Source organism: Nocardiopsis alba (assembly GCF_000710955.1).
Lineage (GTDB): Bacteria > Actinomycetota > Actinomycetes > Streptosporangiales > Streptosporangiaceae > Nocardiopsis > Nocardiopsis alba.
In genome coordinates this window covers 1-25,777 of record NZ_BAZE01000019.1, presented here as the reverse complement: position 1 = coordinate 25,777, position 25,777 = coordinate 1, and the positions used below count along the sequence as shown (strand labels likewise).

The window sequence follows — 25,777 nt, the reverse complement described above, 5'->3', positions numbered from 1 at the left end:
GCGCCGCCGTCGGGTTCGCGCGGCGATGAACCCACCTCCGAAACCCACCGGGTGTGCGACGAGGTCCCCGGCCCACGGCGCCCGTGAAGTACGGGCCGAGCGGTCGAAGCGCACCTCCGTAGCCGGTTCAGGGTATCCGTCACTCGCTGAGACACCCCCCGACACACTTACCGACGCACCGTCGGTATATTTACCGACGGTGCGTCGGCAAGCGACGTACTCGTATGCGTACGAAGAGGTCCGACATGTTTCTAGCCGTGCGCGAACTATGGTTCGCGCGTTCCCGCTTCGGGCTGATGGGAGGAGTCGTCGCCCTGATCGCGGTACTGATGGTGCTGTTGTCGGGGCTGTCCTCGGGGCTCGTGGAGGACGGGGTCTCGGGCCTACAGCGCCTTCCCGTCCACGGTCTGGCCTTCGACGAGGAGACCGAGGTCGGTTCCGCCTTCTCCCGGAGCCGTGTGAACGAGGAACAGCTCCAGGAGTGGCGTGACCGGCCGGGCGTGGAGGAGGCCGCCTTCTTCGGCAACCTGCTCGTCAACGCCCGTAGCGACAAGGACGTGCCCATCGACCTGGCCCTCTTCGGAGTGGAGGAGGACTCCTTCCTCGCCCCGGAGACCGCCGAGGGCGAAGGGCTGGGGCGACGCGATGGCCTGGTCGTCTCCCAGAGCGCCATCGAGGACGGCGTCGCCATCGGCGATGTCCTGACGGTGGACCGCTTGGGCACCGAACTGGAGATCGTCGGGGCCCTGGAGGACAAGCACACCTACGGTCACGTCGACGTCGCCTACCTGCCATTGGAGACGTGGCAGGAGATCTACGCCGGTATCACCCCGGAGCAGGAGGCCGACCCCGCCGTCTACACCGAGGCGACCGCCGTGGCCCTGCGCGCCGAACCGGACGCGCGGATCGATCACTCGACGGGTGACGACGAGGCCGGGACGATGAGCCTGCCCTTGGAGGAGACCTTCGCCGCCTCTCCCGGGTACAGCGCGGAGACCTCGACCCTGAACCTGATCAAGGCCTTCCTGTACGCGATCTCCGCGCTGGTCGTCGGTGCCTTCTTCACCGTCTGGACGATCCAGCGCAAACACGAGCTGGCCGTCCTTAGAGCGATGGGCGCCTCCACCGGCTACCTCGTGCGCGACGGGCTCGGACAGGCCCTCGTCATCCTCGCCGTGTTCTGCGGCATCGGGCTCGGCGTGGGCGTGGGGGCCGGATCGCTGATCACCGGTTCGGGAGTGCCCTTCCTCTTGGAGGGAACCTCGGTCGCGTTGGCGGTGGTCCTGCTGATCGTCCTGGGGCTGTTGGGCGCGATGGCCGCCATCGTCCGCGTTTCCTCGATCGACCCTCTGGCTGCCCTGGGAGGACAGCGATGACCATCACGGCCGCGTCCAACGCGGAATCCACCGACGAGAACACCGAAGGACTCCTTCTCGAAGGCGTCACCCTGCGCCTGGGCGATGGGGACGCCACGGTCACGGCCCTGGACGACGTCTCCATCTCCGTCCGTCCCGGAGAGCTGGTCGCGGTGGTCGGCCCCTCGGGCGCCGGCAAGTCCAGCCTGCTCGCCGTCGCCGGTGCCCTGACGGTGCCCGACTCCGGCGTCGTCCGTGCCGGTGGACGGGACATCACCGGTCTTTCCCGGCGCGCCCGGGCACGTTTCCGTCGAGACCACATCGGCTTCGTGTTCCAGTCGGGCAACCTGCTCGGCGCTCTCACCGCCACCGATCAACTGCGCATGATGGCCCATCTGGGTCGAGGGGGCCGCGGGCACGACCCTCAGCGGCTCCTGGAGGAGGTCGGTATGGCCGACAAGGCGGACCGGAGGCCGCACCAACTCTCCGGAGGAGAACGTCAGCGGGTCGGGATCGCCCGTGCCCTGATGGGTGAGCCCACGGTCCTGCTCGTGGACGAACCGACGGCGGCGCTGGACCGGGCCCGCAGTCACGAGATCGTCCGGCTGCTCGCGCGGGAGACTCGACGTTCCGATGTGGCTACGATGATGGTCACCCACGACCACGACGTTCTGGAGTACTGCGACCGGACGGTCCAGATGACGGACGGTCGCCTATCGGAATGAGCATGGAGGGGCTCTTGCCTCGGATCACAGCGGCCACGCTCGCTGATCACCAGGCCAACCAGCGCCGGGCCGTGCTCGACGCGGCGCGAGAGATCCTCGCGGAGGTCGGTGGCGATGCCCTGTCCCTGAGCAGGGTCGCGGCCCGGGTCGGTCTGGCCCGCTCCAGCCTCTACCAGTACTTCGACTCCCGTCAGGGTCTGCTCGACGCACTGGTCGAGGACCTGTTCCCTCGCTGGTCGCGCATGGTGACCGGCGAGATGAACAAGGAGGAGTCTCCGGCTCTTCGGGTCCTCGCCTACGCCAAGGCCAATCTGCGTCTGGTGGCCGACGGAGAGCACGTGGTGGCCGGAGCGCTCGCCGCCGCCTCTCCCGGTGCCGAGTTCGCCGAGCGTAGCCGTGTGATGCACGAACAGCTCGCGGCCCCTCTGACCGAGGCGCTGGAGGCTCTGGGGGTCCCGGACCCGCAGGCCACGGCGGAGCTGGTCAACGCGGTGGTCCACAAGGCCTCGCGCATGATCGAGACCGGAACCGCGGAGGCGGAGGCCTCGGCCAGGGTCGAGGAGATCCTCCGTCCCTTCCTCCTGGAGCAGGAGAACCGGCACTCCTCCTGAGCGGGCCGTCCTTGAGTCCCTCCCCGACGACTTCGTGAGCGGTCGTGTTCCTCCCGCATGCGGGGGACCCCCGCACCCCTCACCCACGACCAACGTTCCTTTCGCCGACGACCGCTGACCGCGGGCCTATGACCGCGGGTCGGTCCACCGTCGGTGAGTCCATCCTGCCCGGCCGAGCGCGGCCGACCGCCGGCATCGGCGTGCGTCGAGCATGCCCTCACCGGCCCCGTCGAGGTTCCGGGACACGCACCGTACTCCCGGTCACCCGACTTCGAGCCGCGCCGTGCCCTCGACCCCTGAGAAGGAAGAAGTGAACATCGAGATCTCCGATCGGCTCGCACAGAGCATGGCCTCGATCAGCGACACCCTGATCATCACCATGGTGGTGACGTACGCCGTCGCCCTCCTCCTCTTCGCGCTGGAGGCCGCCTTCGGCCGCCGCACCGAGATCGCGGAGAGCCGGCGCTGGAGACGGAGGGCGTACCGAACGGAAGAAGGCCCTCCCCCGGAGGTGATCACCACCGAACGCGCCGCGCGAAGGACCACCGCGCCCAGGAACACGCTGGGGCGCATCGCCCTGTTCGTCACCGGGGCGGGCTTCCTGTTCAGCCTGGCGCAGGTGATCACCCGAGGGCTCGCCGCCGGCCGTTGGCCCTGGGGCAACATGTTCGAGTTCATCGTCACCCTGTGCCTGGTGGCGGTCGGCTCGCTGCTGTACGCCTCCTGGAGGTATCGCGCCCGTTTCCTCGGCGTGTTCGTGCTGGTGCCGGTGTTGATCCTGCTCGGTATCGGTGTGCGCTGGCTGTACGTCGACCCCGGTCCGCTCATCCCCGCGCTCCAGTCCTACTGGGTGCCGATCCACGTCCTCGCGGTGAACATCGCGGGCGGTGCCTCCATGGTCTCGGGGGCCGCGGGCATCACCTACCTGGTCTCGCACCGGGCCGAGGCCAAGCGGGCCCTGGGGGAGAAGGTGGCCGGTATCGCCGGACGTCTGCCCAGCCCCGAGCTGCTCGACCGGATCTCGCACCGGTTCATCCTCTTCGCGTTCCCGCTGTGGACCTTCGGCATCATCGCCGGATCCATCTGGGCCGACGAGGCCTGGGGCCGCTTCTGGGGCTGGGACCCCAAGGAGGTCTGGTCCTTCATCTCCTGGGTCATCTACGCCGCCTACCTCCACGCCCGCGCCACCGGCGGTTGGAGGGGCCAGAAGGCGACCTGGATCAACGTGATCGGCTTCCTCACCGTCATGTTCAACTTCTTCGCCGTGAACTACATGTTCAGCGGCCTGCACTCCTACGCCTGAGGAGACCGGGAGGGCCTCGCGTCGCGGGAAGGCGTGTCCGTGACGCGAGGTCCTTCCTCGCGATGAGGAGAAGGAATGGCCTCTCGCCTTCTCGCCCGGTGTCACCGTCCCGACGTGGCGGTGACACCGGATCGGGAGAGGTCGTCCGTGATCCCGCTCCGGAGCGCGTCATCGTTCCCAGGCGGAGCGGCGCAGCAGGCGCGCGCCGTTGAGCGCGACCAGCACCGTGGACCCTTCGTGTCCGGCCACCGCGAGAGCGAGCGGCAGTGTTCCGACCAGGTCCCAGACGACCAGGGCGGCTATCACGGTCCCGGCGATCGCCAGGTTGGCGATCACGTACCGGCGTGCTCTGCGGGACAGGCGCACCAGGTGGGGAACCGCGCCGAGCTCGTCGCGGACGATGATCACATCGGCCGTGTCCAGGGCCAGGTCCGAACCCCTGCGGCCCATCGCCACCCCGGTGGACGCCGCGGCCAGAGCGGGGGCGTCGTTGATACCGTCACCGACCACCATCACCCGCTCTCCGCGGGCCTCAAGGTCGGTGACCACGGCGACCTTGTCCTGGGGGAGCAGAGAGTGATACACCGTGCCCATTCCGGTGCGCCCGGCCACTTCGGCGGCGGCGGAGGCGTTGTCACCGGTCAGCAGCACCGCCGGTGCTCCGATCGTCTCGACCGCGGCCTCGACCGCCGCGGGGGCGTCGGGACGCAGCCGGTCCACCAGCGTGATCTCTCCGGCGGTGTCCTGGTCGACGCGGACGTGGACCAGGGTGCCGGTGGCGGTCGAGGCCGCGTCGGCGCGTTCGACCGTGACCACGCGTCCCTGCACCCGACCGGTGACACCACGCCCGGGCAACGCTCGAAATTCACTCGCCTCGGGGACCGGCAGTCCGCGTTCGCCCGCCTGGCCGACGATCGCCCGACCGAGTGGGTGTTCGCTGTAGTGCTCCACCGCGGCCGCCAGGGCCAGCACTTCGTCTTCGTCGCGTCCACCGGCGGGAGCGACGGCGATGACCTCGGGGGCGCCCTCGGTGAGGGTACCGGTCTTGTCGTAGGCGACCAGGGTGGTGCGGCCCAGGGACTCCATCACGGTCGCGGACTTGACCAGGACGCCGTGGCGGCCGGCGTTGGCGATGGAGGCCAGCAGCGGCGGCATGGTGGACAGCACCACGGCGCAGGGGGAGGCCACGATCATGAAGGCGATCGCGCGCGGCAGTGCCTCTTCGAAGGTGTGGGCGAAGAACAGCATCGGTACGGTCAGTACCAGCAGGGTGGCGATGACCACGCCGAAGGAGTAGGTCTGCTCGACCTTCTCGATGAACAGCTGCGTTCCGGCCTTGGTCTCGGAGGCCTCCTCGACCAGGGCCACGATGCGGGCGATCACCGACTCGGAGGCCGGGCGGGTGATACGGACGGTCAGGGTGCCGGTTCCGTTGACGGTGCCGGAGAGGACCTCATCGCCCACCTCGCGCACGACGGGTACGGACTCGCCGGTGATGGCCTGTTGGTCGACCTCGCTGGTGCCGTCGATGACGATGCCGTCGCCGCCGACGCGCTCGCCGGGACGGACGAGGACACGGTGTCCGGGTTCCAACTCGCGGCTGGAGACGGTACGGGTGGCGCCGTCCTCCTCTACCAGGGTGGCCTGTTCCGGGGCCAGGTTCAGCAGGGAATCGACCGAGTCGGCGGTGCGCCGGGTGACGATGACCTCTAGGGCACCTGAGGTCGCGAAGATGACGATGAGCAGGGCGCCGTCGAAGATCTGACCGATCGAGGCGGCGGCCAGGGCGGCGACGATCATCAGCAGGTCGACATCGAGGGTTTTCTCGCGGAGGGCGCGCAGCCCGGCCAGGGCCGGCTCCCAGCCGCCGGTGGCGTAACAGGCCAGGTAGAGGGTCCACCACAGTGGTGCGGGAGCTCCGGCGAGCTGGAACGACCAGCCCAGTAGGAACAGGGCCAGGGCGGCCAGGGCCCAGCGCACCTCGGGCGGTTTCAGGGCGGTGGAGAAGATCGATGGTGGCCGTGGCAGGGGCCGCTCTCGCACGATGGGCGGCGTGGCCGTCCGTGTCATTCGTCTTCCCAGGAGGTGTCGTCGGTGGAGCGGGCGGGGCAGGTGGGGGTGGTGCCCCGACGTGCTTCCGGGTCCACACCCGCACGGTGGTGGGCGGGGGAGTCGTCCAGGGCGTGCTCCGCCTGGAAGACCGCCTGGGCCACCAGTTCGCGGGCATGCTCGTCTTGGAGGCGGTAGAAGACCCGGGTGCCGTCCTGGCGGGTGGCCACGATCCTGCCCCAGCGCAGCTTGGCCAGGTGCTGGGAGACGGTCGTCGGCGATTTGCCGATGGCTTCGGCGAGTTCGTTGACCGAACGTTCGGCCTCACGCAGGGCCAGGATGATCCTGATCCTGGTGGGGTCGGCCAACAGGCGGAAGACCTCCGCGGCCAGGTCGACGTAGGGGCTGTCCGGGCCAAAGCTGCAAACCTTCTTATCTTCACGCATGCGAAGATGATAGGATCACTTTCCTTCTCAGGGCAAGACGAGCCTCGACGAACCGTGGTGAGCCGGTCCAATGGAGGAACGGGGCGGGAGAGGCCTCGCCCAAGCCCTGGTCCATCGGAAGAACGCCGAGGTCTTTCGTGACGGTGCCGCCTGGTTCTGGCCGTGGGAGGCCGCTCTTATCGGCGAGGCCGGACCGCTCTCAGTCGCGGACGGGTTCCTTTCCGGACGATATGGGTAGGCACCGCCAGGTCCGAGGTCCGGCGTGCGGGGCCTCGGTGGTGATCGGCACGTTATGGGGAGGTCTCGTTGTTCGACCTGATCATCAGGGTCACCGGAGTGGCCGTCGGACTGGGCGCCGTGCTGCTCGCCCACAGGAACCAGCGGGCGGAGACGGAACTCACCGCACGTGCGCGGTCGGGCGAGCTGAACCGATTGCAGGCGGGCGAGGCCCTGCTGGGGTCGCTGTACAGGTCACGGCTCATCGGGCTCCTCCTCACCACGGCCATCGCCGGGCTGCTCGCCGCCGTGCTGATCCGGGCCGCCGTGACGGGCGAGTGGGGCGCCATGACGATGTACTACCTGCTCTTGTTGGGTCTGCTCCTCGCGTGGACGGGTATCGGCCACGGCCGGACCGCCACGCGGATCACACAGGCCAAGGCGGAGGTCTCCGTCCTCACACGAGCCGCCGAACGTCGCCGGATGCCGCCGGACCCGCCGGGGTAGGTGCGGCGCGTTCACCAGGATCCGCCATGGTCCGTCCGGCCGCGGGGGTGCCTCTAGGTCTTTCGGTAAGACGCTCATGTCGGTTTCGGGCCGGGTTCGGGGGCGCTGCGCTCAGTTGCGGGGCAGCGCCTCGGCCACGATGGTCTGGGAGGGGTCGATGTCGGTCCGCCCGTCCTCGATGTCCCACAGTGTGTTCTGCAACAGCCGGGCCAGGGTCCAGCCGGCCGCGCGCCGACGGTCCAGTCCGAGCGCTTCGGTCAGCAGGTCGAAGCGGCGCCGCACCACCCGGGGAGCGTTCCCGGTGGCGTGGAGCCTCTCCCAGCCGGTGTCCAGCGCGGGCCACAGATCGAAGCCCGGGTCGCCGATGAGGGGTTCGGGGTCGATGACCAGCCACGGCTCGCGCTCGGCGACGAGCACGTTGTCGTAGTGCAGGTCCCAGTGCAGCATCCGGTCGCCGGGCTCCCCGACCAGTTCGGTGACCGCCGAGGCCCAGCCGTGCAGCCGCCGTCGGTCCTCGGGGTCCGGCAGGGCGGCGAGGGCGGCCGGCACGGACGCCAGCATGTCGCGCGCGAGGTCACCGAGGTCGCGCAGGCCCTCGGGAGCCGGGACGGAGTGCAGCCGGGTCATGAGTCCGGCCAGGGTGGTCATGGCCACGTCGTCGTCCTCGACGGAAGCCAGGGTGCGTGAGCCGTCCAAGCGCTCCAGCAGCATGGCGCCGCTCTCGGGGTCGTGGTCGAGCAATCGCACGATGCCGTCGCCGTTCCATGCCCGCAGCCCGATCAGCGCGGCGGTCGTCTCCTCGCGGGGCATCTGGAGTTTGAGGGCGGCGCGGGTGCCGTCCGTGCGGCGCACCGGCACTACCAGTGAGGCTTCGCCGGACCTGATGTCGCCGTCGCGCTCCAACTTCCATCGGTCGAGCAGTTCCGCCACCAGTGCGGGCAGCCGGGCGATCCAGGCCCGTTCCTCCTCACCGCCGTTCCTCGTGTACGACGCGACCAGGGCGTCAGGGACTTCGATACCCTGCGGCGAACTCATGGGGGTGCCCTTCGGGGAGTGGGTTTTCCCGCCGTGACTCCGGGAGACCAGGTAAGACCGAGGGGCATGCGGTGGCTGCTTCGGGGCGCGGGCCTTGTAGAAGGTGCCGTCGCGGAGCATAGCGAATGGGACGCCGACGCGTTGGCGAGCGAGACGAGAAGAGGGCTTGGGCGTGGGTTCTGGCCTCGCCGGGATACAGGTGCACGAGCGGCCCCAAGACGCCATCGAAGGGTCGGGCCGCTCGTGCGACGGGGCGGTCAGAAGAAGAAGGCGGCGACGCCCCGTTCGAGCGCGGTGGCGTTGCGGCACCAGCCCATGCAGGTCTCGATGGCGTGGAGCACCTCGGAGTCGATGGCGGACTTGGCCTCGTCGGTGGCGGCCTCCCACTGTTCGAGGGCCTCGCGGCACTGCTCGAGGCTCCACTCCCCGTAACCCGGCACGAGATCCACCGGGGAGGGGATCGGGGAGGGGACGCTTCCGTGGCTGAACGAACTGACGTCGACCGCGGTCACCCCGAGTTGCTCCAGGCCCTCGTCGACCATCTCCAGCCAGTCGTACTTCATCGGGCAGAAGTCACCGTTGACCTGGAATCGGCCGTGGAACTCGCACATCCACTTGTAGGCGTAGGAGTACATCGTTCCGTGCCGGTCGTCGAAGGGGCCGCCTTCGATGACCGTGCGGATCGCGTCACGGATGTTGGGGGCGCCCTCATCGATCAGTGAGTCGAACTGCTGGTCGTCGAAGTCCAGGTGCTTCTTGAACCGGCCACCGATCATGCGCCGGAGCTTGTCGTCCTTGGAACCGATGCCGCTGTGCAGGACGTCGAGGTCGACCACGTAGGGGGAAAGCGAGGAACTCATGGTGGGAGATTAGCGATCGCCTACGACAGACGGGTGGGCATGTTGTCCTGGCTTCGGTGATGCCTGTGGGTGCGGGTGTATCGGCGGGCGGGCGGTGGCTGTAGCTACGGTGGCGGGTTGTCCACAGGCTCGGAAGATCCCCCTTCTTCTTTGAAAGAGAGCGCCCTAGCCTGGAAAGGTGTTCGACTTTCTCAGCGTCTCCCACGGGCATGTGTCCTTCGACGTCGACGAGTTCTTCGCCTGTTCCCTGAACGACCTCAGATGATCTTCGCCTGCCGCTGCCTCCGAACAGGTGGGGGTGACTAGGTTGGTGGGGGAGTGGTGCTGGGGTGGATGGTTGAGGGGTGTCTGTTTTGTCTGTTTCTCGACAACTTGCAAAAATGGCGGGTTGGCCGGGATAGCGTTGCAGGTCAGGAAGACTGCTCCCCGCGCACGCGGGGATGGCCCCCCTGCCCCCGGAGTCAGCTGACCGGGCCAGACTGCTCCCCGCGCACGCGGGGATGGCCCCCCCGACGAGTGGACCATCCGTGACCACACCCTCTGCTCCCCGCGCACGCGGGGATGGCCCCGAAAAGGACACACATGGCTACCCAGGTCAACACTGCTCCCCGCGCACGCGGGGATGGCCCCTCACGAGGATGAGGATGAGACGCCTTCGGCTCCTGCTCCCCGCGCACGCGGGGATGGCCCCCTGATCACCGCCCAGGCCTCTACCGAGCACGACTGCTCCCCGCGCACGCGGGGATGACCCCTCGGAGGCACCCTGGTGGAACGCACATCTCAGCTGCTCCCCGTGCACGCGGGGATGGCCCTCAGACTTGTGCTCTAGGTAGCGGGTGAGTTTTGAGCGGATAGTTCTATGGCCAGTTCCATGCAGCGCCATTGGGCCGGGGAGGCGTCGTAGGGCATCTTGCCGATGGCTTCGAACGCGCTCATGGTGCCTGCCTCCCGCCTGCCGGAGCTGATGTCGGCCTCGTCGTCATCGGTGGGCTCAGGGTGCAACGCGTCCCAGGCGTCGAAGAGGGCATCGTCGTCCTCATCCAGACCGGATTCCTCGATGACGGTCTGTAGGGCGCTTTCAAAGGTGTGCCGCTCGACGGCCACTTGAGCCACCCGTGGATCATCGACGGCGACACTGTCATCGAGCGCCTCCTCGGCAACGTCGATGCGGTCGGAATCCTCCCGCAGAGCAGGATGCGTGGCCAGGACGATGAAACGGGTGGCCTGGACGGCCGCGCCGAGCGGGCCGAAGATCCGTTCAGTGACCAGCAGAGTGTCCAGGTCCGCCTGACGCAGGGAACCCTCGGGCAGGTTCTTGAGTCGGTCGGTGACGAAGTCGGAGAGCAGACCCATCCGGCTGCCTTCGGTGCGCATCCGCCGCACGGCGGTCCGTTGCCGCCGCAATTCGGCCTCCTGCTCGGCGAGGGTTTCCTCCAGCCGTTCCAGAGTGTTCGCGATACCGTCTTCGCTGTCCGTGCCGGTGGTGAAGGCGTCACGGATGTCGTCGAGGGCGATCCCGGCGTCGGCCATCTTGCGAATCCACAGCAGGCGGATCATGTCCTCGTACCCGTAGCGACGACGGTCATCGCCGCCCCGCTCAGGCTCGGGGAGCAGGCCGATCTCGTGGTAGTGGCGGATCGCTCGTGGCGTGGTGCCGGCGAAGGCCGCCGCGTCACCGATCTTGACCTGGCGGGGTGGTTTGAAGGACGAGTGCATGAGCGGGGGCCTTTCCTCAGGGGATCGGGACGTGAGTCCACTGGACCACATGCCGTTACGGAAGGTGCAACCTCGTACACACCGCCCCGTGCCGATTCCAGGCGCTCTAGGCTGGCGGGGGAGTGGCGTCGGGTGGGTGGTTGAGGGGTGTCGGTTTTGTCTGTTTCTCGACAACTTGCAAAAATGGCGGGTCGGCCGGGGTAGCGTTGCAGGTCAGGAAGACTGCTCCCCGCGCACGCGGGGATGACCCCAGCAAGCAACCGCATGAAAGCCCGTGACCAGACTGCTCCCCGCGCACGCGGGGATGACCCCGCCTCGCCGCCGGAACCAAAACCCGCGCTACCCTGCTCCCCGCGCACGCGGGGATGACCCCTTTTCGACAAGGCCCGGGTTGCCGCCCGGGCCCTGCTCCCCGCGCACGCGGGGATGACCCTATCTACGACGTAAAGCTCAAACACCCTTTTCCCTGCTCCCCGCGCACGCGGGGATGACCCCCGGGTCTGGCTACCCGGTGCGCACCCCCACCTCTGCTCCCTGCGCACGTGGGGATGGATCCGACCTCCGAGGAGGTGAGGGGCCTCCACCGGATCACCCGGCGGGTGATCTCGGTGAAGGGCCGTTCCACCGGGTCCGGCCAACAAGAACCGGCCCGGATGAGCCGGTTACCGGAACCCGGCGGGAATCGTCATGAGGTCGATTCCCCACAACAGCGGCAGCAGGAACAGCGTCCCCACGACGATGAGGGCGAGGGCGAAGAGGTTCAGCCAGAACCCGGTCCTGACCATCTCCATGATCGTCACCCTGCCTGTGCCGAACATGATCGCGTTCGGAGGAGTGCCCACCGGAAGCATGAACGCGCAGTTCGCGGCCATCGCGCAGGGGACCATCAACGCGTACGGGTGGATGTTCAGGGAGAACGCGAGGGCCGCGATGACCGGAAGGATCATCGTCGCCGTCGCGGCGTTCGAGGTGATCTCCGTCAGGAACAGGACGAGCGCGGTGGCGAAGATGATGGTCAAAATGATGTTGACCCCGTCGAGCACGCGCAGCTGCTCACCGATCCACGCGGAGAGGCCGGTGTCGACGAACCCCGCGGCGATGGCCAGCCCGCCACCGAACAGCAGGAGGATGCCCCAGGGGATCTTCTTGGAGTCCTCCCACTGGAGGATCCTCTTCTCCCTGGCGCTGCGGGTCGGCAGCGTGAACAGGACCACCGTCGCGACGATCGCGATCAGCCCGTCGCTGATCCCCGGAAGGAGGCCCTCCCAGAGGAACGACCGGGTCACCCACATGAACGCCGTTCCGAGGAAGACGGCGAGCACGATCTTCTCCTCGGCGGACATCCCGCCGAGGGCCTTCCGCTCCTTCCGGATGATCTCCCGGCCACCGGGAAGCTGCTTGAACCGGACCTTGAACTTGACGCCCGTCAGGTAGAGCCACGCCGAGGCCATGAGGATGGCGGCGATCGGGACTCCGAACAGCATCCACCCTCCGAAGGAGATGCTCTCGTCGAAGAGCTCCCCGACGGTCGCCGAGAGGATGGCGAGCGGCGGTGTTCCGATCAGTGTCCCGAGGCCACCGATGGTCGCCGCGTACCCGATGCCGAAGATGATGGACTTCTCGAACTTGGGCAGGTCGTCGGCGAACTCCCCTCCCCGCAGCGAACGTGCGGCCTGGTACACGACCGCCAGTCCGACGGGGATCATCATCATGGTGGCGGCCGTGTTGGAGACCCACATCGACAGGAAGCCCGTCGCGACCATGAAGCCGAGGATGATGCGGCGCGGACTCGTCCCGATCGCCGAGACGATGGAGAGGGCGATGCGCTGGTGGAGGTTCCATTTCTCCATCGCGATCGCGAGCGTGAACCCTCCGAGGAAGAGGAAGATGATGTCGTTGCCGTACGCCGAGACCACGGCGTCGCCGTCCAGCGCGCCGGTCAGCGGTAGGAGCACGATCGGGAGCAGGGACGTGACCGGGATGGGGATCGCCTCGGTGATCCACCAGGTCGCGACCCAGAGAGTGGTGGCGAGGACCGCCAGCCCCTCCGGTGAGAGCCCTTCGGGTTCGAAGAACAGGAGCGTCACCACGAACAGCAGCGGGCCGAGAACCAGCCCGGTGACGCGAGCGGGCGTGTAGCCGGGGCCTGGTCCGGGTCCTGATCCTGGACCGGGGTCGCCGGGCTCCGCGGCCGGCCCCGTGGCCTCGGGGCCCGCATGCGCGGCGGATCCGCCGCCGGAGGCCACCGGTTCCCTCTGCGGTGGCTCCTCACGCTTCGCGAACATCAGGAGCCTTTTGATCTCCCGGTGGGAGGCCCACAGGCTCTCCCAGAGGGTGTACGGGTAAGAGGTCGCCATTGCTGCACCTTCTCTGCTCTTCGGCCCGGCTCGTACCGAGGCGAAGAGACCGGTTCGGGGGGGAGGGGGTAGCGGGTCGCCATCGGCCGTGTTCGGGAACAGGGCCGTGGGGACTCCGCGGGGAGGTAGGTGACCGTCGCCGGTCGTGGCACCGGTTCAGTCGGCGGTGCTCGTGGACCGGGCGGTCGTTCGCACCGCCTTGGAGGCATGGTGCGCGGTGTCGGAGACGGTGGCTCCCGTGCGCGCGACCGTCGCGGGAGCCGTCGGTCTCGGACGGTCAGCCGTGCAGGTCTCGGAGGATCTTGTAGAACTCCGCCTTGCCCTCGAGGCCGATGCCCGGGAGGTCGCCCGGCGCCACACGGCCGCGGGTGATCACCGCGTCGTCGGTGAAGCCGCCCGTGGGCTGGAACTCTCCGGGGTAGGACTCGTTGCCGCCGAGCTTGAGGGCCGCGGCGATGTGCAGCGAGAACTGGTGCCCACCGTGCGGAATGCACCGGCGGGAGGACCAGCCGTGCAGGGCGAGCATGTCCAGGATTCGGCGGTACTCCGTCAGGCCGTAGCTCAGTGCCGGATCGACCTGGAGGAAATCCCGGTCCGGGCGCATTCCGCCGTAGCGGATCAGGTTCCGGGCGTCCTGGAGGGAGAACAGGTTCTCTCCGGTCGCGATGGGGTTGCGGTAGTTCTCGGACAGGGTCGCGTTCAGCGCGTAGTCCAGCGGGTCGCCGACCTCCTCGTACCAGAAGAGGCCGTACTGGTCCAGGGCCCGGCCGTACTCCAGGGCGGTCCGCAGGTCGAACTTCCCGTTGACGTCCACCATCAGCCGGGATCCGTCGCCGTCCAGGACGTCGATGACCGCCTCGATGCGCTTGAGGTCCTCGGCAAGGTCGGCGCCGCCGATCTTCATCTTGACGACCTCGTAGCCGGCGTCGAGGAAGCCCCGCATCTCGTCCTGGAGGTCCTCCAGGGTCTTGCCGGGCGCGTAGTAGCCGCCGGCGGCGTAGACGAAGACGTCCTCGTCCGGGGCACCGTCACCGTAGTGATCGGAGAGCCACCGGTACAGCGGCACGCCCGCGGCCTTGGCCGCCAGGTCGTGCAGAGCCATGTCCACCACGCCGACGGCGACGGAGCGTTCACCGTGTCCACCGGGCTTCTCGTTGCTCATCATGACGTCCCACGCCTTGGCGGGCGAGAGTCCGCCGTCCTCGTCGAGGAGGTCCTCGGCCGCGGCGTCGAGCAGCCTCGGCAGCATCCGCTCGTTCAGGATGGCCGTGGCGTTGTACCGGCCGTTGGAGCTGAAGCCATATCCCACCAGCGGCCTGCCGTCGACCACGACATCACTGACCAAGGCCAGGATCGTGCAGTCCATCTTGCTGAAGTCGATGTAGGCGTTGCGCATCGACGAGCTGATCGGGATGGTGCCAGCGTGGGCGGAAACGATTCGCATGGGTCTCTTCCTGCGGAAACGGATCTTATAAGGTACTTATAAGTTATTCGGACCCTATAATGGCTGAGATGGGGGTCACAAGCCCGTGGGGGAAGATCTTGTGAGTGAGGTCACGATGAGCAGTGCGAACGTCTTCTCCAGCAAGGGTGGTCTGGCCTATACCGAGCTGCGCCGCCGCATCACCTCGGGTGAGCTCGCCCCGGGATCACGCCTGTCTCAGTATGAGCTGGCGGAGGAGATGGGGATGAGCATCACCCCTCTCCGTGAGGCGGTCAGGCGGCTGGCCAGCGAGGACTGGGTCGTGATGGAGACCCACCGAGACGTTCGCGTGGCACCCATGAGCGCGTCCGAAGCACGTGAGCTGCTGGAGGCCCGTTTCTCGCTGGAACCCTCCGCCACCGAGCTCGCCGCGCTGCGCCGGACGGAACGAGAGATAGCCGCGATGAGAGCGGCGGCCGACGCGCTCCTTCCGGTGACCCGCACCTGGGGAGAGGAGGCCATCGTGGCGCATAGGGCCTTCCACCGGGCGATCTATACGGCCTCCCATAACAACGTGATGATCAGGCTTCTGGACGACCTGTGGGACAAGACCGACCGGTACCGGCGGATCGGCCTGGAACTGCCCGCGGGCGCCGAGCCGCGCACCATCGACCAGAACCAGCACCACGAGATCCTGGAGCTCGTCGTCAGCGGTGATGGTGCCGCCGCGGCCGCGCTGGTGCGCTCCCACATCCTCAACAGTCTCGGCGCCGCGGTCACGAACGCTCTCGAAGGAAGGGAAGACGTCGCCTACCACCCTTTCTTCGGGTATTCGGTCTGAGGCGGCACGGAGTGGTGGCGCCACACCGACCTGAGTACTGCGCGCGCGAGGATGGGCTTCAAGACTTCGCCTCTGCTTCTCGCAAGGATGTCTAGGCTGAGGGAGTGGTGTTCGGGTGGATGGTTGAGGCGGTGTCGGTTTTGTCTGTTTCTCGACAACGTGCGGAAATGATGGGGCGGGCGGGATAGCGTTGCAGGTCAGAAAGACTGCTCCCCGCGCACGCGGGGATGACCCCCCGTCCCCGAACCCACTCCTCGGGCCGTGGCCGAGGCCGCGGCACTGCTCCCCGCGCACGCGGGGATGACCCCATCTTGGCCGGGTGGGCCCTACCACCGAGCTGCTGCTCCCCGCGCACGCGGGGATGACCCCGCGGGCTCGTCCAGGTGGTCATCACCACCTACCTGCTCCCCGCGCACGCGGGGATGACCCCGCCGAGGCCATCGTGCGCTTGGACGGGGTGGACTGCTCCCCGCGCACGCGGGGATGACCCCAGGTTGCCGCGGATCACCCGGTTGCCACCGAACTGCTCCCCGCGCACGCGGGGATGACCCCGCCGAGCGCGACACCACCGCCCGTGAGCGCATCTGCTCCCCGCGCACGCGGGGATGACCCCCAGCGGCTCTTCGGCAGGGTCGCGCTCGCGGCCTGCTCCCCGCGCACGCGGGGATGACCCCCGTCCCATGCCCTGAAGCCCATGCTTCAGGGGCTGCTCCCCGCGCACGTGGGGATGGACCGGCGCAGAAGGCGTACAACAACATCCGGTCGGCCTGAGCCCCACGCACGTGGGGATGGACCAGGTCACACGCTGTACGCGCTCGACGGCGCCGACTGAGCCCCGCGCCTGTGGGGATACGTCGATCTCGCTTTGTCCGAAGCAGTTGTAGAACCCGGTTGTCCCCACACGTAGGCGCGGATGCTCCTGGCCGGATCATTCGCCTTTCAGGCGATCACGGGCGCGTAGCACCAGGTCCAGGGCGGCTTTGCCGTTCACAGCGTCGCGGTCCATGGAGTCGAACACTCGACGGTAGGGCTCGACCGCGTCGTCGTCGGTCAGGTCCAGCTCCGCGCCGATGGTCTCCACGATCACACGTTCGTCGTCGTAGATCCAAAAGCCGTGCACGGGTGAGGCCGACAGGGCGGCCCCTAGAGGCACGATCCCGATACGTCCCCGCCCGGTGCGCACGCATTCGGCTAGGTGATCGAGTTGCTCCGCCTGGACTCGCCTACCGGCCTGTCGTGTGTACAGCGCAGGCTCCCACAACAGGATCCGTAGCCCCTGGCGCCGCACGTCCAGGATCGAACGCCGTTCCATGCGCTTGCGTACGCCGTCCTCGATATCGGTCGGCGTCCCGTAGAGCTCCGTGGCCTTGCGCAGCATCATCCGGGCGTAGTCGGGGGTCTGGAGGATCCCGGGAACGCACACCGACTCGAAGATCCCCAGCGTTCCGATCCGGCTCTCCATCTCGATGGCGTTCTGCTGGCGCGCCCGGTTGCCCGCCGCGAGACTGCGCCGCCAACCGGTGTAGTGCGTCTCCAACGCTCCGAGCTGGGCGATGAGCCCTTCGGTCGCGTCCTGGCGCCCGCACAACCACGCCCACCGGCGCAGGTCGGCGACGGCCGCGGTCTGGTTTCCGCGTTCCAGGCGGGAGACCTTGGAGGGATGCCATCCCGCTCGGGAGGCGAGTTCGCGCCCGGACAGCCCGGCCTCCTCGCGGAGTTCGCGGAGTCGAACGCCGAGGGAGACACGGGCCGTCTGGTAGTCGGTCATCGCACCCTTGTCGCCATGTACTGAGTGAACGTCAGTGCATGATGCCACGCGGCGTCTCGCGCACGCAGGGCGGTGAGGACCTGTTCCGGTTCCTCGCTCAGTCTGGCTCCGAGGACGTTGCCCTTCTCATCGAACTCGAACCAGGCGACCCGTCGGCTGTCGAAGACCCAGAAGTCCTGGTCGGGGAGTTCCTCCACGATGGGGTGGGTGCGTGGAAGGTAGCGGATGTCCTCGCCGATGCCGAGGTTGTAGGGGGTGCTCCACAGCTCCCAGCGCAGGTAGTCCGAGGGCGGGTCGTCGATGAGGCGCACTCTCTCCATGCGTTTGCCGGTGGCGAGTTCAGGGCGCATCATCTTCAGCCACGGTGTGAACCACTCCAGGTCGGAGTCGTCGCCTGCGAGCCATCGTTGGAAGGGTTCGTTCTCGTGGAGGACGCCGTAGAAGGTGCGGGTCTCCAGCCGCCAGGCGGTGTGCCGGTAGTGGCGGAAGAGGTCGTCGAATTCCTCTCCGGTGACGAGGTCGGACACGTTACTCCTCGGGGGCGAATCGGGTCAGGAGTTCTCGGGGGACGATGACGAACTCTTCGTTCGGTAGGACATCGGCGAGCTGGGACAGCGCTTCGGGGTCGGTCAGGCGGTAACCCTGGACCACGATGTTCCCCTCGTCGGTCTCGTACAGGGTGGGGCAGTTTCCTCCGTGGGAAGTGGTGCCCAATTTGCGGAGTTTCATGGTGCTCCTCGAATCAGGGGGCCTGTCTGGAGTATGTCGAGCGATGATCGACCGCGACAGGGTCTGAGGAAGGCGCTGGACGCAATCCCGCGCAACACCGCCTTTCCGAAGCGGGTCCCGTTCTACGCTCACCATGTCTCCCACATTCCGGGGGATGTCATCGGCTTTCGAAGCGACTCGAACTACTCCTGAACCCCCGTTCACACGGAACGGATTTCCTAGCTCGTGCACGGAACCGGCCCGTTGGCCGGTTCTGGCCCAAAGCGTGTTATTCCGAACACGGATGGTTACGTTCCTGGTCGAGTTCGTGCGCACTGTCCACCCTCACCCCCCCATTTCAGGAGGGCAAGTGACCGTCACCCCCGAACGAGCCACCTCCCGACCCGTCGGCATGCTCTGGCTCGATCTCACCCGACGCTGCCAGTTGGAATGCGCTCACTGTTACAACTCCTCCGGCCCGGCCGGCGACCACGGAACCATGACGCTCACCGACTGGCGGCGCGTCATCGACCAGGCTGCCCAGAGCGGGACACGCCTGGTCCAACTCATCGGCGGAGAACCCACCCTCCACCCCGACGCGCCCCGGATCGCGGAACACGCCCTGGCCGCCGGTTGTGCGGTCGAGGTGTACTCCAACCTCGTCCACGTCACCCCCGCCTGGTGGGAGCTGCTCCAGCGGCCGGGAATGTCCCTGGCCACCTCCTACTACTCCCATGACCCCGCACGGCACAGCGCCATGACCGGTCGCCCCGCCTCCCACCGCCACACACGGACGAACATCGTCCGTGCCGTGGAACTGGGGGTTCCACTGCGCGTCGCGATCATCACCGCTGATGGAGAAGGGGTCGAGGAGACCCGGGCCGAACTCGAAGGTCTCGGTGTCGCCCGTATCGGCGTCGACCGAGTGCGCCCCTATGGACGTGGGGCGCAGGGCGATGAACCGGATTGCTCTGGTCTGTGCGGGGCGTGTGGGGATGGGCGGGCGTCGATCGCTCCTGACGGGTCGGTGTCCCCGTGCGTGTTCTCCACGTGGATGTCTGCGGGAAACGTCCGAACGGAAGGGTTGATCGATATCCTGACCGGCGATGCGATGGCCCTGGCCCGCGCCACGATCAAGGCCGCCGGCCCTGACGATGACGACGAGGATGGGGGTCACGTCATCGTGGAATGTGCCCCTGATTCCGAGTGCAGGCCGGGCCCTTTGAGTTGGTGCCCGCCCAGGACGTGATCATGAACCAGGACATCATCGCCCTCGTCGAACCCCGGCTGGGAGCCGATCTCGTCGTCAAACCCACCACGGGTGGCTACGGGACGGCCTCCACGGCGATCGTCGAGAACGACTGCGGGGAGCGTTTCTTCGTCAAGGCCACACCGAACCGGCCCGGAGGAGCCCGTGCCGCGGCCCTCCGGGAAGCGTTGATCGGTCCTTACCTGGCCGATGTGGCCCCGCGACATCTGTTCTACGTCGAGGACGAGGGGTGGATCGTGGTCGTGACCGAAGCACTCGACGCCCGGCCCAGTGATCTGGCTCCGGGCTCACCCGATCTGGAGGCGGCGTTCGCGGCGGTCGACCGCATCACCACCCTTGGGCTGCCGGAGGTGGCGGCCACATGGGTCGACACCCGCTGGGACCGGTTCGCCACCCAGGAGGAGATCTCGGCTCTGCGGGGGGATTCTCTGACCCACGCCGACATGCACGGCCGCAACATCCTTCTCGATGCCCAGGGCCGGGGGTGGGTGGTGGATTGGGATTGGCCGACTCGGGCCTGTGCCGCGCTGATGCCGACCATGCTCGGTGTGCAGTTGGTGTCGGCGGGACACATGCCCGAGTCGGCGCTGGAGTGGGTGTCGAGTCTGAAGGTGTGGGAGGCGGCGTCGGAGCAGGAAAGGCAGGTGTGCGCATTGGTGAATGCTCGGATGTATGAGGAGTTCGCCCGCTTGCGGCCCGAGGAGGGGTGGTTGGGGGCGTTGTCCAAGGCGGCGGATGCTTGGGCCGAGTGTCTACGCTGATTGGTAAGGGACTCTCGTAGAGATCGAGGGGTGTCTGGTTTGTCTGTTTCTCGACAACTTGCAGAAATGGTGGGTCGGGCGGGATAGCGTTGCAGGTCAGGAAGACTGCTCCCCGCGCACGCGGGGATGGACCCATGAAGATCTCTCTTTCGGGCTAGGGGCTACACTGCTTCCCGCGCACGCGGGGATGGACCCCGCGGGCTGTGCGCCTGGACGAGCTCGGCGTCCTGCTCCCCGCGCACGCGGGGATGGACCCATGCGCGGCCTCGACCGGCTCCGCTACATCGTTTGCTCCCCACATACGTGGGGATGGGCCTGGGGCCAGGTCTCCTGGAAAGTGGCATGACTGCCGAGCCCCGCGCACGCGGGGGTGACCCCTTTTCCCGACCGCCCGAACGGGTGGTTCGACTCATGCCTCCGCGCACGCGTGGGTGGGTTCTCTCCGTGCCGGTGGCTCTTGTTCTCTTGACGCGCCTGGGAGAGGCCGCGGGTCACGTGACTGAAGACGGACAGTACGTGAGGACAGCATGACTTCGATTCCGTTCAATGAGCTCATCCACCCCTACACCGGGGATGCCCTGGAACTTCGCCCAGTAGAGAAGGGCCATGGTTGGAGTACCACGGCCATCGTCGTGGGGGAGAAGGGGGAGTTCTTCGTCAAGGGTGTGCCGAACCGTCCGGGAGGGCGGCTCGACTCGGCCCGGCGAGAGGCCGCCATCAACCCGACCGTTCAGGGCATCTCGCCGACGATGCGCTGGCAGGCCGAGGACGAGAAGTGGTTCGTGATGGGTTTCGACCTGGTCCAGGGTCGGGCGGCCGACTTCGGCCCCGACTCCTCGGACCGGGAGCGGGTGGTGGAGGCGCTGAACCGTGTGTCGGCGCTTCCTGTGCCCGACATCGCGCGGGGGTGGCAGGAGACGCGTTGGGACCGGTTCGCCGCCGATGAAGAGCGCGAGCTTTTGGCCGGGGACACGATGACCTACACCGACATCCACGAGAACAACGTCCTGGTCGAGGGGGAGCGGACCTGGCTTTTGGATTGGGCCTGGCCCACGCTGGGGGCTTCGGTGATCACGCCATCGTGTCTGGCCGTGCAGCTCATCGCGTCCGGGCATACGCCGGATTCGGCGTTGGGGTGGGTGTCCGGGCTGGAAGGGTGGAAGACCTCTTCGGAGGAGAGCGCCGTGGTGTTCGCGAGGGTGGATGTGCGTATGCATCGGTGGTCGGTCGAGGCTCGACCGGAGGAGGAGTGGTTGAAGGCGATGCTGGTGGCGGCCGAAGCGTGGGTGGAGCGTCTACGTTGATGGGTGAGGAACTCTCGCAGAGGGATTGAGGGGTGTCTGGTTTGTCTGTTTCTCGACAACTTGCAGAAATGATGGGTCGGTCGGGATAGCGTTGCAGGTCAGGAAGACTGCTCCCCGCGCACGCGGGGATGATCCCAAGTCGACGCCGACCACCGACGTGGTGGCCGACTGCTCCCCGCGCACGCGGGGATGATCCCATCCACGCGGACCGGTTCGAGCTGTTCGACACCTGCTCCCCGCGCACGCGGGGATGATCCCTCCTGCGCGATGACCGCATCGAGGTGCACAACCTGCTCCCCGCGCACGCGGGGATGATCCCCTCACCTGAGCCCGAAGCACAGATCGAACCTCCTGCTCCCCGCGCACGCGGGGATGATCCCAAGGTAAGCCGGAAAGGGGCAACGGGCAGGTTCTGCTCCCCGCGCACGCGGGGATGATCCCGATCGGCCCGAAGCCCGGTGACCCGCTTGGCGCTGCTCCCCGCGCACGCGGGGATGATCCCGAAGGAGACCCCTGTGAAGCACAGCGCCACGCCTGCTCCCCGCGCACGCGGGGATGATCCCTGATCTCCCGCTTGCAGGTTCCCTTGGTCGATCTGCTCCCCGCGCACGCGGGGATGATCCCCTGCACGCCCTCCGCCAACACGAGAGCACCACCTGCTCCCCGCGCACGCGGGGATGATCCCGAGGCTCGCACCCAGATGTTGATGATCAAGCGCTGCTCCCCGCGCACGCGGGGATGATCCCTGGTCGACGCGATGAACACCGCCCTCATGGCTCTGCTCCCCGCGCACGCGGGGATGGTCCCGCGCGTGCCTGCTCTTCGCCGACCGACCAGTGCTGCTCCCCGCGCACACGGGGATGGTCCCCAAAGACACACCTGCACCTACACCTGCTGCTCCCTGCGCACGCGGGGATGGTCCCGTCTCCAGCGTCCGCATGTAGTTCCCCGCCGTCTGCTCCCCGCGCACGCGGGGATGGTCCCCCGGCTGCCAGAAGGGCGGCGATTCCGGCGACTGCTTCCCGCGCACGCGGGGATGGACCCGCCAGCGGCGACCCCAACTCAGGCCACGAGATCCGAGAACATTCGAAAGCAGTGTCCATACCCCCAGAGTGGGCCTTCCCGGCGCCACGACTTAGGAACTTCAGCGCATGCGTACCCTCGACGTGGTCAGCACCGATGGCGTTTTTCTCGACGCGGTTCTCCATCCCGCGAAGGCCGATCCGGTCGGGACCGTTGTTCAGGCCCACGGGATCACCGTCGACAAGGACGAGGGCGGCATGTTCGTCCGCCTGGCCGAGGCCCTGTCCGGCAGGGGGTTCGATGTCATCCGGTTCTCCTACCGCGGTCACGGCAAGAGCGGTGGCACGCCCCCGGGGGTGACCGTCACCGGTGAGATCATCGATCTTCAGTCGGTCATCGAGCTGGCCCTGGAACGGCGGTCCGAGCCGCTCTCCGTCGTGGCCGCGAGTTTAGGGGCCGTCTCCTCCTCGCTCCTGCTGCCGGTACTCGGCGACCGCATCGATTCCCTCGTTCTATGGAACCCCGTGCTCGACCTGGAGCACACCTTTCTGAACCCGGAGCTGCCCTGGGGCTTGGAGAACTTCAACCCTGAGCGGCAGCGGAGATTGCACACCGACGGCCGGTTGTTGATCGACGACGAGTTCCCCATCAGCCCCGTCATGTGGCGCGAGTTCGGTCTGTACGACCCTCTCGGCGCCTACATGGCGTCCCCTGTTCCCTCGCTGGTGGTGCACGGAGATCAGGACTCCTACGTGTCCTACGACATCGCCCGGACCGCGGCCACGTCTCGGAGCGATACGGACTTCCACACCGTCAGAGGATCCGATCACGGCTTCGACTCGACCGAGCGGGAGAACGAGGCCATCCGAGTTTCAGCGGATTGGCTCGAAACTCGGGCTAAGCGGTTCTGATGGCGTTGAAGAGCTTGTACGGGCCTGTAGAGGTGGCTGAGGGCTGCCTCATCGGTGAGCAGTGCACGATCGGGGTGCCCAAGGAGTCTCGCCTACCTGGAGGTCGAGGCCGGCAGCCGGGCGGAGGTGGTGCGTGTGGCCGCGTTGCTCGGTTTCGATGAGGCGTCTCTGACCGGTGAGAACACCACGAAGGTCTACGCCCGCTACGGCATCGATCTGGCAGCGATTATGGACCTGCGCTTCGGTTCCTGAGGAGAGCGGGTGCGTTGTTCGAGGCGGCGGATGCTTGAGCGGAGTGTCTACGCTGATCGGTGAGGGACTCTCGCAGAGGTATCGAGGGGTGTCGGTTTTGTCTGTTTCTCGACAACTTGCAGAAATGGTGGGTTGGGCGGGATAGCGTTGCAGGTCAGGAAGACTGCTCCCAGCGCATGCGGGGATGGACCCGCGGGACATGAAAAAGGGCCGGGAGATCCTACCTGCTCCCCGCGCATGCGGGGATGGACCCCGCCGCCAACGCCACGAGGTCGACCGCAAGGCACTGCTCCCCGCGCATGCGGGGATGGACCCGGAAGTCAACTGCGGATGCTCCCCCTATGGGGCTGCTCCCCGCGCACGCGGGGATGGACCCATCAACCACCTGAGCAGGGAGACGACCGTCTTCTGCTCCCCGCACACCCCACACCGTGCGGATCACTCGGCGCCCGTCCAGCTGCTCCCCGCGTGGGCGGGGATAGCTCCACGAGGTCGCCGCACTGCTAATGCGGTTGGGGCCGTTCTCCGCATGTGGGGGGATGGGTGGGCGCGGGTCTGTTGGGGGTGCTCTTGGCCCCGCGGCCGAGGCCGGTCACGTGGTTCATGGTGACCGGCCTCGGGGCTCGACGGCTACAAGCAGTGGCTTTGGTAGAGGCTCTGGCCGTCGCCTGAGGGGCTCAGCCCGTGTGGACCGCGCTGAGCAGGGCGTTCCATTCGCGAGCGGGCAGGGTGAGTTCGCTCAGGTCGCGGTTCTGGGTGTCACGGATGTGGGTGGTGGCGCCTTCGGCCACCTCGACACAGCTTCCGTTGGCCGCGCTGTAGCTGCTCTTGTGCCAGGTTCGTCGCGCGTTGCTCATGGTTCACTCGTTCCCTTCGGGGCTGGGGGAGTTCCGGTTCGGGGAGTCAGTGGGTGCGGAGTGTGTTGAGGAGGGCGTTCCATTCTCCGCAGGGGAGGTGGAGTTCGGCGAGCTCGCGGTATTGGGTGTCGCGGACGGCGGCGCCCTGGGCAATGGCGCGGGCCTCGACGCATTCGCCGCCGCTGCCGTTGCTGTAGGTGGACTTCTTCCAGTGCTCGTTCATCATGCGTTGCTGCCTCGATCTCTCAGATGGAGGTGGAGAGCTCTTATCGGCGAAGGTTCTGCCACTCCGCGGTGGGTCCGCCGGAGATCAGTTCGCGCGGAGGGTGTAGAGGAGGGCGGTCCACTCGAAGCTGGAGACGCTGAGTTCGGCCTGGGCGCGGTGTTGGGTGTCGCGGAGGTGGGTGGTGGGGCCTTCGGCCACTTCGACGCAGTTGCTGCCGTTGGGGCTGTAGGACGACTTGTGCCACGTGATTTCGCTGGTCATGCGCTGCCCGTTCTCTTCGGAGGTCGGAGGCTGACTGCTGCGGAACAGGGCTTCTTCAGGGGGAGTCGAGGGAGGTCGTGCACTCGGGGGTGGGAGTGTTCTCAGATCATGATTTCGGCTGAGATGATGCGGAGGTACGCAATTTCTTCTTCCCCGTTGAGCTGGGGAGTAGTCCTCGTTTCTTCACGATCGGACATATCTCCCCTTGCGTCGTTACGTATGGGAGTTACTCTAGGAGTGCACGAACACGACCGACCCCCGCCATCTCGGGCGGATTCTAGGAGTCGTCGCAACACGTGAGGTCAGTTGCTCGCCGAGAGCAGCTTAGCCAGACGCTCGGCTGGGGTTTCCCAGCCGAGCGTTTTGCGTGGGCGGGAGTTGAGCTCGGCGGCCACCGCGTCCAGGTCCTCGCGGGAGTGGGCCGCCAGGTCCGTGCCCTTGGGGAAGTACTGGCGCAGCAGGCCGTTGGTGTTCTCGTTGGAGCCACGCTGCCAAGGGCTGGCCGGGTCGCAGAAATAGACCGGGATGTCGGTCGCGGTGGTGAACTCCGCGTGGCGGGCCATCTCCGAGCCCTGGTCCCAGGTCAGCGACCTGCGCAACTGAGCGGGCAGGTCGCTCACGACCTGGACCAGAGCGTCGCGGAACTGCTCGGGGTGATAGCCCCGGGGCAGGTGGACCAGGGTGACGAACCTGGTGGAGCGCTCCACCAGGGTGCCGATCGCGGACTTGTGGGCCTTGCCGATGATCAGGTCCCCTTCCCAATGGCCGGGCACCGCCCGGTCGGCGGCCTCGGGCGGGCGCTCGCTGATCATCACCATCGGTGCGGTGAACCTCTTCTGGCGCCGGGTGGACTGGCGTTGGGGCCGGCGCATCGTGCGTCCGGTGCGCAGCAGCTTGGCCAGGTCGCGGCGCAGTTGGCCGCGGCCCTGGATGTAGAGGGCCTGGTAGATCGTCTCGTGGCTCACACGCATCTCCTGGTCGTCGGGGAAGTC

Annotated in this window: 24 protein-coding genes, 1 pseudogene and 4 CRISPR repeat arrays; of the genes and pseudogenes, 11 read left to right on the top strand and 14 right to left on the bottom strand. The window is 67.4% G+C overall.

Going from position 1 to position 25,777, the window contains the following annotated elements:
* Positions 1-245 precede the first annotated feature (245 nt).
* The 4 genes from TR33_RS25100 to ccsB all read left to right on the top strand — a co-directional run bounded on the left by TR33_RS25100 (position 246) and on the right by ccsB (position 3,994).
* Positions 246-1,376: an ABC transporter permease gene (locus TR33_RS25100; RefSeq protein ID WP_042285915.1), complete on the top strand. Its 1,131-nt coding sequence runs from the start codon at positions 246-248 to the stop codon at positions 1,374-1,376.
* Positions 1,373-2,080 (top strand): ABC transporter ATP-binding protein, encoded by a 708-nt coding sequence (locus TR33_RS25095; RefSeq protein ID WP_042285913.1) that lies wholly within the window; start codon positions 1,373-1,375, stop codon positions 2,078-2,080. The genes TR33_RS25100 and TR33_RS25095 overlap by 4 nt, the downstream gene beginning before the upstream one ends.
* 14 nt (positions 2,081-2,094) lie before the next feature.
* Positions 2,095-2,691: a TetR/AcrR family transcriptional regulator gene (locus TR33_RS25090; protein WP_042285965.1), complete on the top strand. Its 597-nt coding sequence runs from the start codon at positions 2,095-2,097 to the stop codon at positions 2,689-2,691.
* Positions 2,692-3,037: 346 nt separating this feature from the next.
* Entirely contained in the window at positions 3,038-3,994 is a 957-nt protein-coding gene (gene ccsB, locus TR33_RS25085) for a c-type cytochrome biogenesis protein CcsB (protein WP_042285963.1), read from the top strand.
* A 168-nt stretch (positions 3,995-4,162) separates the two neighbouring features.
* Here the strand turns inward: ccsB and TR33_RS25080 are convergent, their stop codons facing one another.
* Together TR33_RS25080 and TR33_RS25075 are read right to left on the bottom strand one after the other, a co-directional pair.
* Complete coding sequence (locus TR33_RS25080) at positions 4,163-6,064, bottom strand: heavy metal translocating P-type ATPase (RefSeq protein WP_042285911.1); 1,902 nt, start codon at positions 6,062-6,064, stop codon at positions 4,163-4,165.
* Entirely contained in the window at positions 6,061-6,489 is a 429-nt protein-coding gene (locus tag TR33_RS25075) for an ArsR/SmtB family transcription factor (protein ID WP_042285909.1), read from the bottom strand. The genes TR33_RS25080 and TR33_RS25075 overlap by 4 nt, the downstream gene beginning before the upstream one ends.
* 306 nt (positions 6,490-6,795) lie before the next feature.
* On the opposite strand from TR33_RS25075, the gene TR33_RS25070 reads away from it, so the two are divergent.
* Entirely contained in the window at positions 6,796-7,212 is a 417-nt protein-coding gene (locus TR33_RS25070; protein WP_042285906.1) for a hypothetical protein, read from the top strand.
* Between the two features lie 111 nt (positions 7,213-7,323).
* On the opposite strand, the gene TR33_RS25065 is transcribed toward TR33_RS25070, so the two are convergent.
* The 5 genes from TR33_RS25065 to TR33_RS25045 all read right to left on the bottom strand — a co-directional run bounded on the left by TR33_RS25065 (position 7,324) and on the right by TR33_RS25045 (position 14,624).
* On the bottom strand, positions 7,324-8,247 hold the full coding sequence (locus TR33_RS25065; RefSeq protein WP_042285904.1) for an aminoglycoside phosphotransferase family protein: 924 nt from the start codon (positions 8,245-8,247) through the stop codon (positions 7,324-7,326).
* A 257-nt stretch (positions 8,248-8,504) separates the two neighbouring features.
* Positions 8,505-9,107, bottom strand: a complete 603-nt coding sequence (locus TR33_RS25060) for a DUF7691 family protein (RefSeq protein WP_042285903.1) — start codon at positions 9,105-9,107, stop codon at positions 8,505-8,507.
* A gap of 419 nt (positions 9,108-9,526) precedes the next feature.
* A CRISPR array of direct repeats spans positions 9,527-9,920; the repeat unit is 29 nt; unit sequence CTGCTCCCCGCGCACGCGGGGATGACCCC.
* Positions 9,921-9,932: 12 nt separating this feature from the next.
* On the bottom strand, positions 9,933-10,823 hold the full coding sequence (locus tag TR33_RS25055; RefSeq protein WP_042285901.1) for a MerR family transcriptional regulator: 891 nt from the start codon (positions 10,821-10,823) through the stop codon (positions 9,933-9,935).
* 221 nt (positions 10,824-11,044) lie between these two features.
* A CRISPR array of direct repeats spans positions 11,045-11,379; the repeat unit is 29 nt; unit sequence CTGCTCCCCGCGCACGCGGGGATGACCCC.
* A 106-nt stretch (positions 11,380-11,485) separates the two neighbouring features.
* Entirely contained in the window at positions 11,486-13,180 is a 1,695-nt protein-coding gene (locus TR33_RS25050) for an SLC13 family permease (protein ID WP_042285899.1), read from the bottom strand.
* Between the two features lie 277 nt (positions 13,181-13,457).
* Positions 13,458-14,624: a mandelate racemase/muconate lactonizing enzyme family protein gene (locus tag TR33_RS25045; RefSeq protein WP_042285897.1), complete on the bottom strand. Its 1,167-nt coding sequence runs from the start codon at positions 14,622-14,624 to the stop codon at positions 13,458-13,460.
* Between the two features lie 115 nt (positions 14,625-14,739).
* Here TR33_RS25045 and TR33_RS25040 point away from each other — a divergent pair, with 115 nt between their 5' ends.
* Positions 14,740-15,444 (top strand): GntR family transcriptional regulator, encoded by a 705-nt coding sequence (locus tag TR33_RS25040; RefSeq protein WP_042285961.1) that lies wholly within the window; start codon positions 14,740-14,742, stop codon positions 15,442-15,444.
* A gap of 206 nt (positions 15,445-15,650) precedes the next feature.
* A CRISPR array of direct repeats spans positions 15,651-16,179; the repeat unit is 29 nt; unit sequence CTGCTCCCCGCGCACGCGGGGATGACCCC.
* Positions 16,180-16,372: 193 nt separating this feature from the next.
* On the opposite strand, the gene TR33_RS25035 is transcribed toward TR33_RS25040, so the two are convergent.
* The 3 genes from TR33_RS25035 to TR33_RS25025 are packed head-to-tail and all read right to left on the bottom strand — an operon-like array spanning position 16,373 to position 17,941.
* Positions 16,373-17,212 carry a helix-turn-helix domain-containing protein gene (locus TR33_RS25035; protein ID WP_042285895.1) on the bottom strand — a complete coding sequence of 280 codons (840 nt, stop codon included), beginning with the start codon at positions 17,210-17,212 and terminating at the stop codon, positions 16,373-16,375.
* Positions 17,209-17,739 carry a DUF6879 family protein gene (locus TR33_RS25030; protein ID WP_042285892.1) on the bottom strand — a complete coding sequence of 177 codons (531 nt, stop codon included), beginning with the start codon at positions 17,737-17,739 and terminating at the stop codon, positions 17,209-17,211. Before TR33_RS25030 ends, TR33_RS25035 begins: the two co-directional genes overlap by 4 nt.
* Position 17,740: 1 nt before the next feature.
* Positions 17,741-17,941, bottom strand: a complete 201-nt coding sequence (locus TR33_RS25025) for a hypothetical protein (RefSeq protein WP_042285889.1) — start codon at positions 17,939-17,941, stop codon at positions 17,741-17,743.
* A 349-nt stretch (positions 17,942-18,290) separates the two neighbouring features.
* On the opposite strand from TR33_RS25025, the gene TR33_RS25020 reads away from it, so the two are divergent.
* From TR33_RS25020 to TR33_RS26240, 5 genes and pseudogenes are all read left to right on the top strand, one after another.
* A complete protein-coding gene (locus TR33_RS25020; RefSeq protein ID WP_052358250.1) occupies positions 18,291-19,169 on the top strand; it encodes a radical SAM/SPASM domain-containing protein in 879 nt (292 codons plus the stop codon).
* Between the two features lie 2 nt (positions 19,170-19,171).
* Complete coding sequence (locus TR33_RS25015; protein WP_042285957.1) at positions 19,172-19,951, top strand: protein kinase; 780 nt, start codon at positions 19,172-19,174, stop codon at positions 19,949-19,951.
* Positions 19,952-20,478: 527 nt separating this feature from the next.
* Positions 20,479-21,255 carry a hypothetical protein gene (locus tag TR33_RS25010; RefSeq protein WP_042285888.1) on the top strand — a complete coding sequence of 259 codons (777 nt, stop codon included), beginning with the start codon at positions 20,479-20,481 and terminating at the stop codon, positions 21,253-21,255.
* A gap of 106 nt (positions 21,256-21,361) precedes the next feature.
* A CRISPR array of direct repeats spans positions 21,362-22,299; the repeat unit is 29 nt; unit sequence CTGCTCCCCGCGCACGCGGGGATGATCCC.
* A 107-nt stretch (positions 22,300-22,406) separates the two neighbouring features.
* Positions 22,407-23,189, top strand: coding sequence for an alpha/beta hydrolase (locus TR33_RS25005; RefSeq protein ID WP_042285886.1), 783 nt, complete (start codon positions 22,407-22,409; stop codon positions 23,187-23,189).
* A gap of 78 nt (positions 23,190-23,267) precedes the next feature.
* Positions 23,268-23,441: pseudogene (locus tag TR33_RS26240) on the top strand (adenylate cyclase); the annotation flags it as partial.
* A 677-nt stretch (positions 23,442-24,118) separates the two neighbouring features.
* Here TR33_RS26240 and TR33_RS25000 read toward each other — a convergent pair.
* The 4 genes from TR33_RS25000 to TR33_RS24990 all read right to left on the bottom strand — a co-directional run.
* On the bottom strand, positions 24,119-24,298 hold the full coding sequence (locus TR33_RS25000; protein WP_042285885.1) for a DUF397 domain-containing protein: 180 nt from the start codon (positions 24,296-24,298) through the stop codon (positions 24,119-24,121).
* Between the two features lie 46 nt (positions 24,299-24,344).
* Entirely contained in the window at positions 24,345-24,524 is a 180-nt protein-coding gene (locus tag TR33_RS24995) for a DUF397 domain-containing protein (protein WP_042285881.1), read from the bottom strand.
* Positions 24,525-24,608: 84 nt separating this feature from the next.
* Positions 24,609-24,785, bottom strand: coding sequence for a DUF397 domain-containing protein (locus TR33_RS26235; protein WP_084570335.1), 177 nt, complete (start codon positions 24,783-24,785; stop codon positions 24,609-24,611).
* A gap of 302 nt (positions 24,786-25,087) precedes the next feature.
* Positions 25,088-25,777 (bottom strand): IS30 family transposase (locus tag TR33_RS24990; RefSeq protein WP_042285878.1); only part of this gene is annotated, 690 nt, incomplete at its 5' end.

Excerpts from the sequence above, each read along its gene's own strand:
- TR33_RS25055 (WP_042285901.1), bottom strand. The coding sequence starts at position 10,823 with ATGCACTCGTCCTTCAAACCACCCCGCCAGGTCAAGATCGGTGACGCG.
- TR33_RS25025 (WP_042285889.1), bottom strand. The coding sequence starts at position 17,941 with ATGAAACTCCGCAAATTGGGCACCACTTCCCACGGAGGAAACTGCCCC.
- ccsB (WP_042285963.1), top strand. The coding sequence starts at position 3,038 with ATGGCCTCGATCAGCGACACCCTGATCATCACCATGGTGGTGACGTAC.
- TR33_RS25000 (WP_042285885.1), bottom strand. The coding sequence starts at position 24,298 with ATGAGCAACGCGCGACGAACCTGGCACAAGAGCAGCTACAGCGCGGCC.
- TR33_RS25035 (WP_042285895.1), bottom strand. The coding sequence starts at position 17,212 with ATGACCGACTACCAGACGGCCCGTGTCTCCCTCGGCGTTCGACTCCGC.
- TR33_RS25050 (WP_042285899.1), bottom strand. The coding sequence starts at position 13,180 with ATGGCGACCTCTTACCCGTACACCCTCTGGGAGAGCCTGTGGGCCTCC.
- TR33_RS25080 (WP_042285911.1), bottom strand. The coding sequence starts at position 6,064 with ATGACACGGACGGCCACGCCGCCCATCGTGCGAGAGCGGCCCCTGCCA.
- TR33_RS25040 (WP_042285961.1), top strand. The coding sequence starts at position 14,740 with ATGAGCAGTGCGAACGTCTTCTCCAGCAAGGGTGGTCTGGCCTATACC.
- TR33_RS24995 (WP_042285881.1), bottom strand. The coding sequence starts at position 24,524 with ATGATGAACGAGCACTGGAAGAAGTCCACCTACAGCAACGGCAGCGGC.
- TR33_RS25060 (WP_042285903.1), bottom strand. The coding sequence starts at position 9,107 with ATGAGTTCCTCGCTTTCCCCCTACGTGGTCGACCTCGACGTCCTGCAC.
- TR33_RS25065 (WP_042285904.1), bottom strand. The coding sequence starts at position 8,247 with ATGAGTTCGCCGCAGGGTATCGAAGTCCCTGACGCCCTGGTCGCGTCG.
- TR33_RS25075 (WP_042285909.1), bottom strand. The coding sequence starts at position 6,489 with ATGCGTGAAGATAAGAAGGTTTGCAGCTTTGGCCCGGACAGCCCCTAC.
- TR33_RS25005 (WP_042285886.1), top strand. The coding sequence starts at position 22,407 with ATGCGTACCCTCGACGTGGTCAGCACCGATGGCGTTTTTCTCGACGCG.
- TR33_RS26235 (WP_084570335.1), bottom strand. The coding sequence starts at position 24,785 with ATGACCAGCGAAATCACGTGGCACAAGTCGTCCTACAGCCCCAACGGC.
- TR33_RS25100 (WP_042285915.1), top strand. The coding sequence starts at position 246 with ATGTTTCTAGCCGTGCGCGAACTATGGTTCGCGCGTTCCCGCTTCGGG.
- TR33_RS25015 (WP_042285957.1), top strand. The coding sequence starts at position 19,172 with ATGAACCAGGACATCATCGCCCTCGTCGAACCCCGGCTGGGAGCCGAT.
- TR33_RS25010 (WP_042285888.1), top strand. The coding sequence starts at position 20,479 with ATGACTTCGATTCCGTTCAATGAGCTCATCCACCCCTACACCGGGGAT.
- TR33_RS25095 (WP_042285913.1), top strand. The coding sequence starts at position 1,373 with ATGACCATCACGGCCGCGTCCAACGCGGAATCCACCGACGAGAACACC.
- TR33_RS25045 (WP_042285897.1), bottom strand. The coding sequence starts at position 14,624 with ATGCGAATCGTTTCCGCCCACGCTGGCACCATCCCGATCAGCTCGTCG.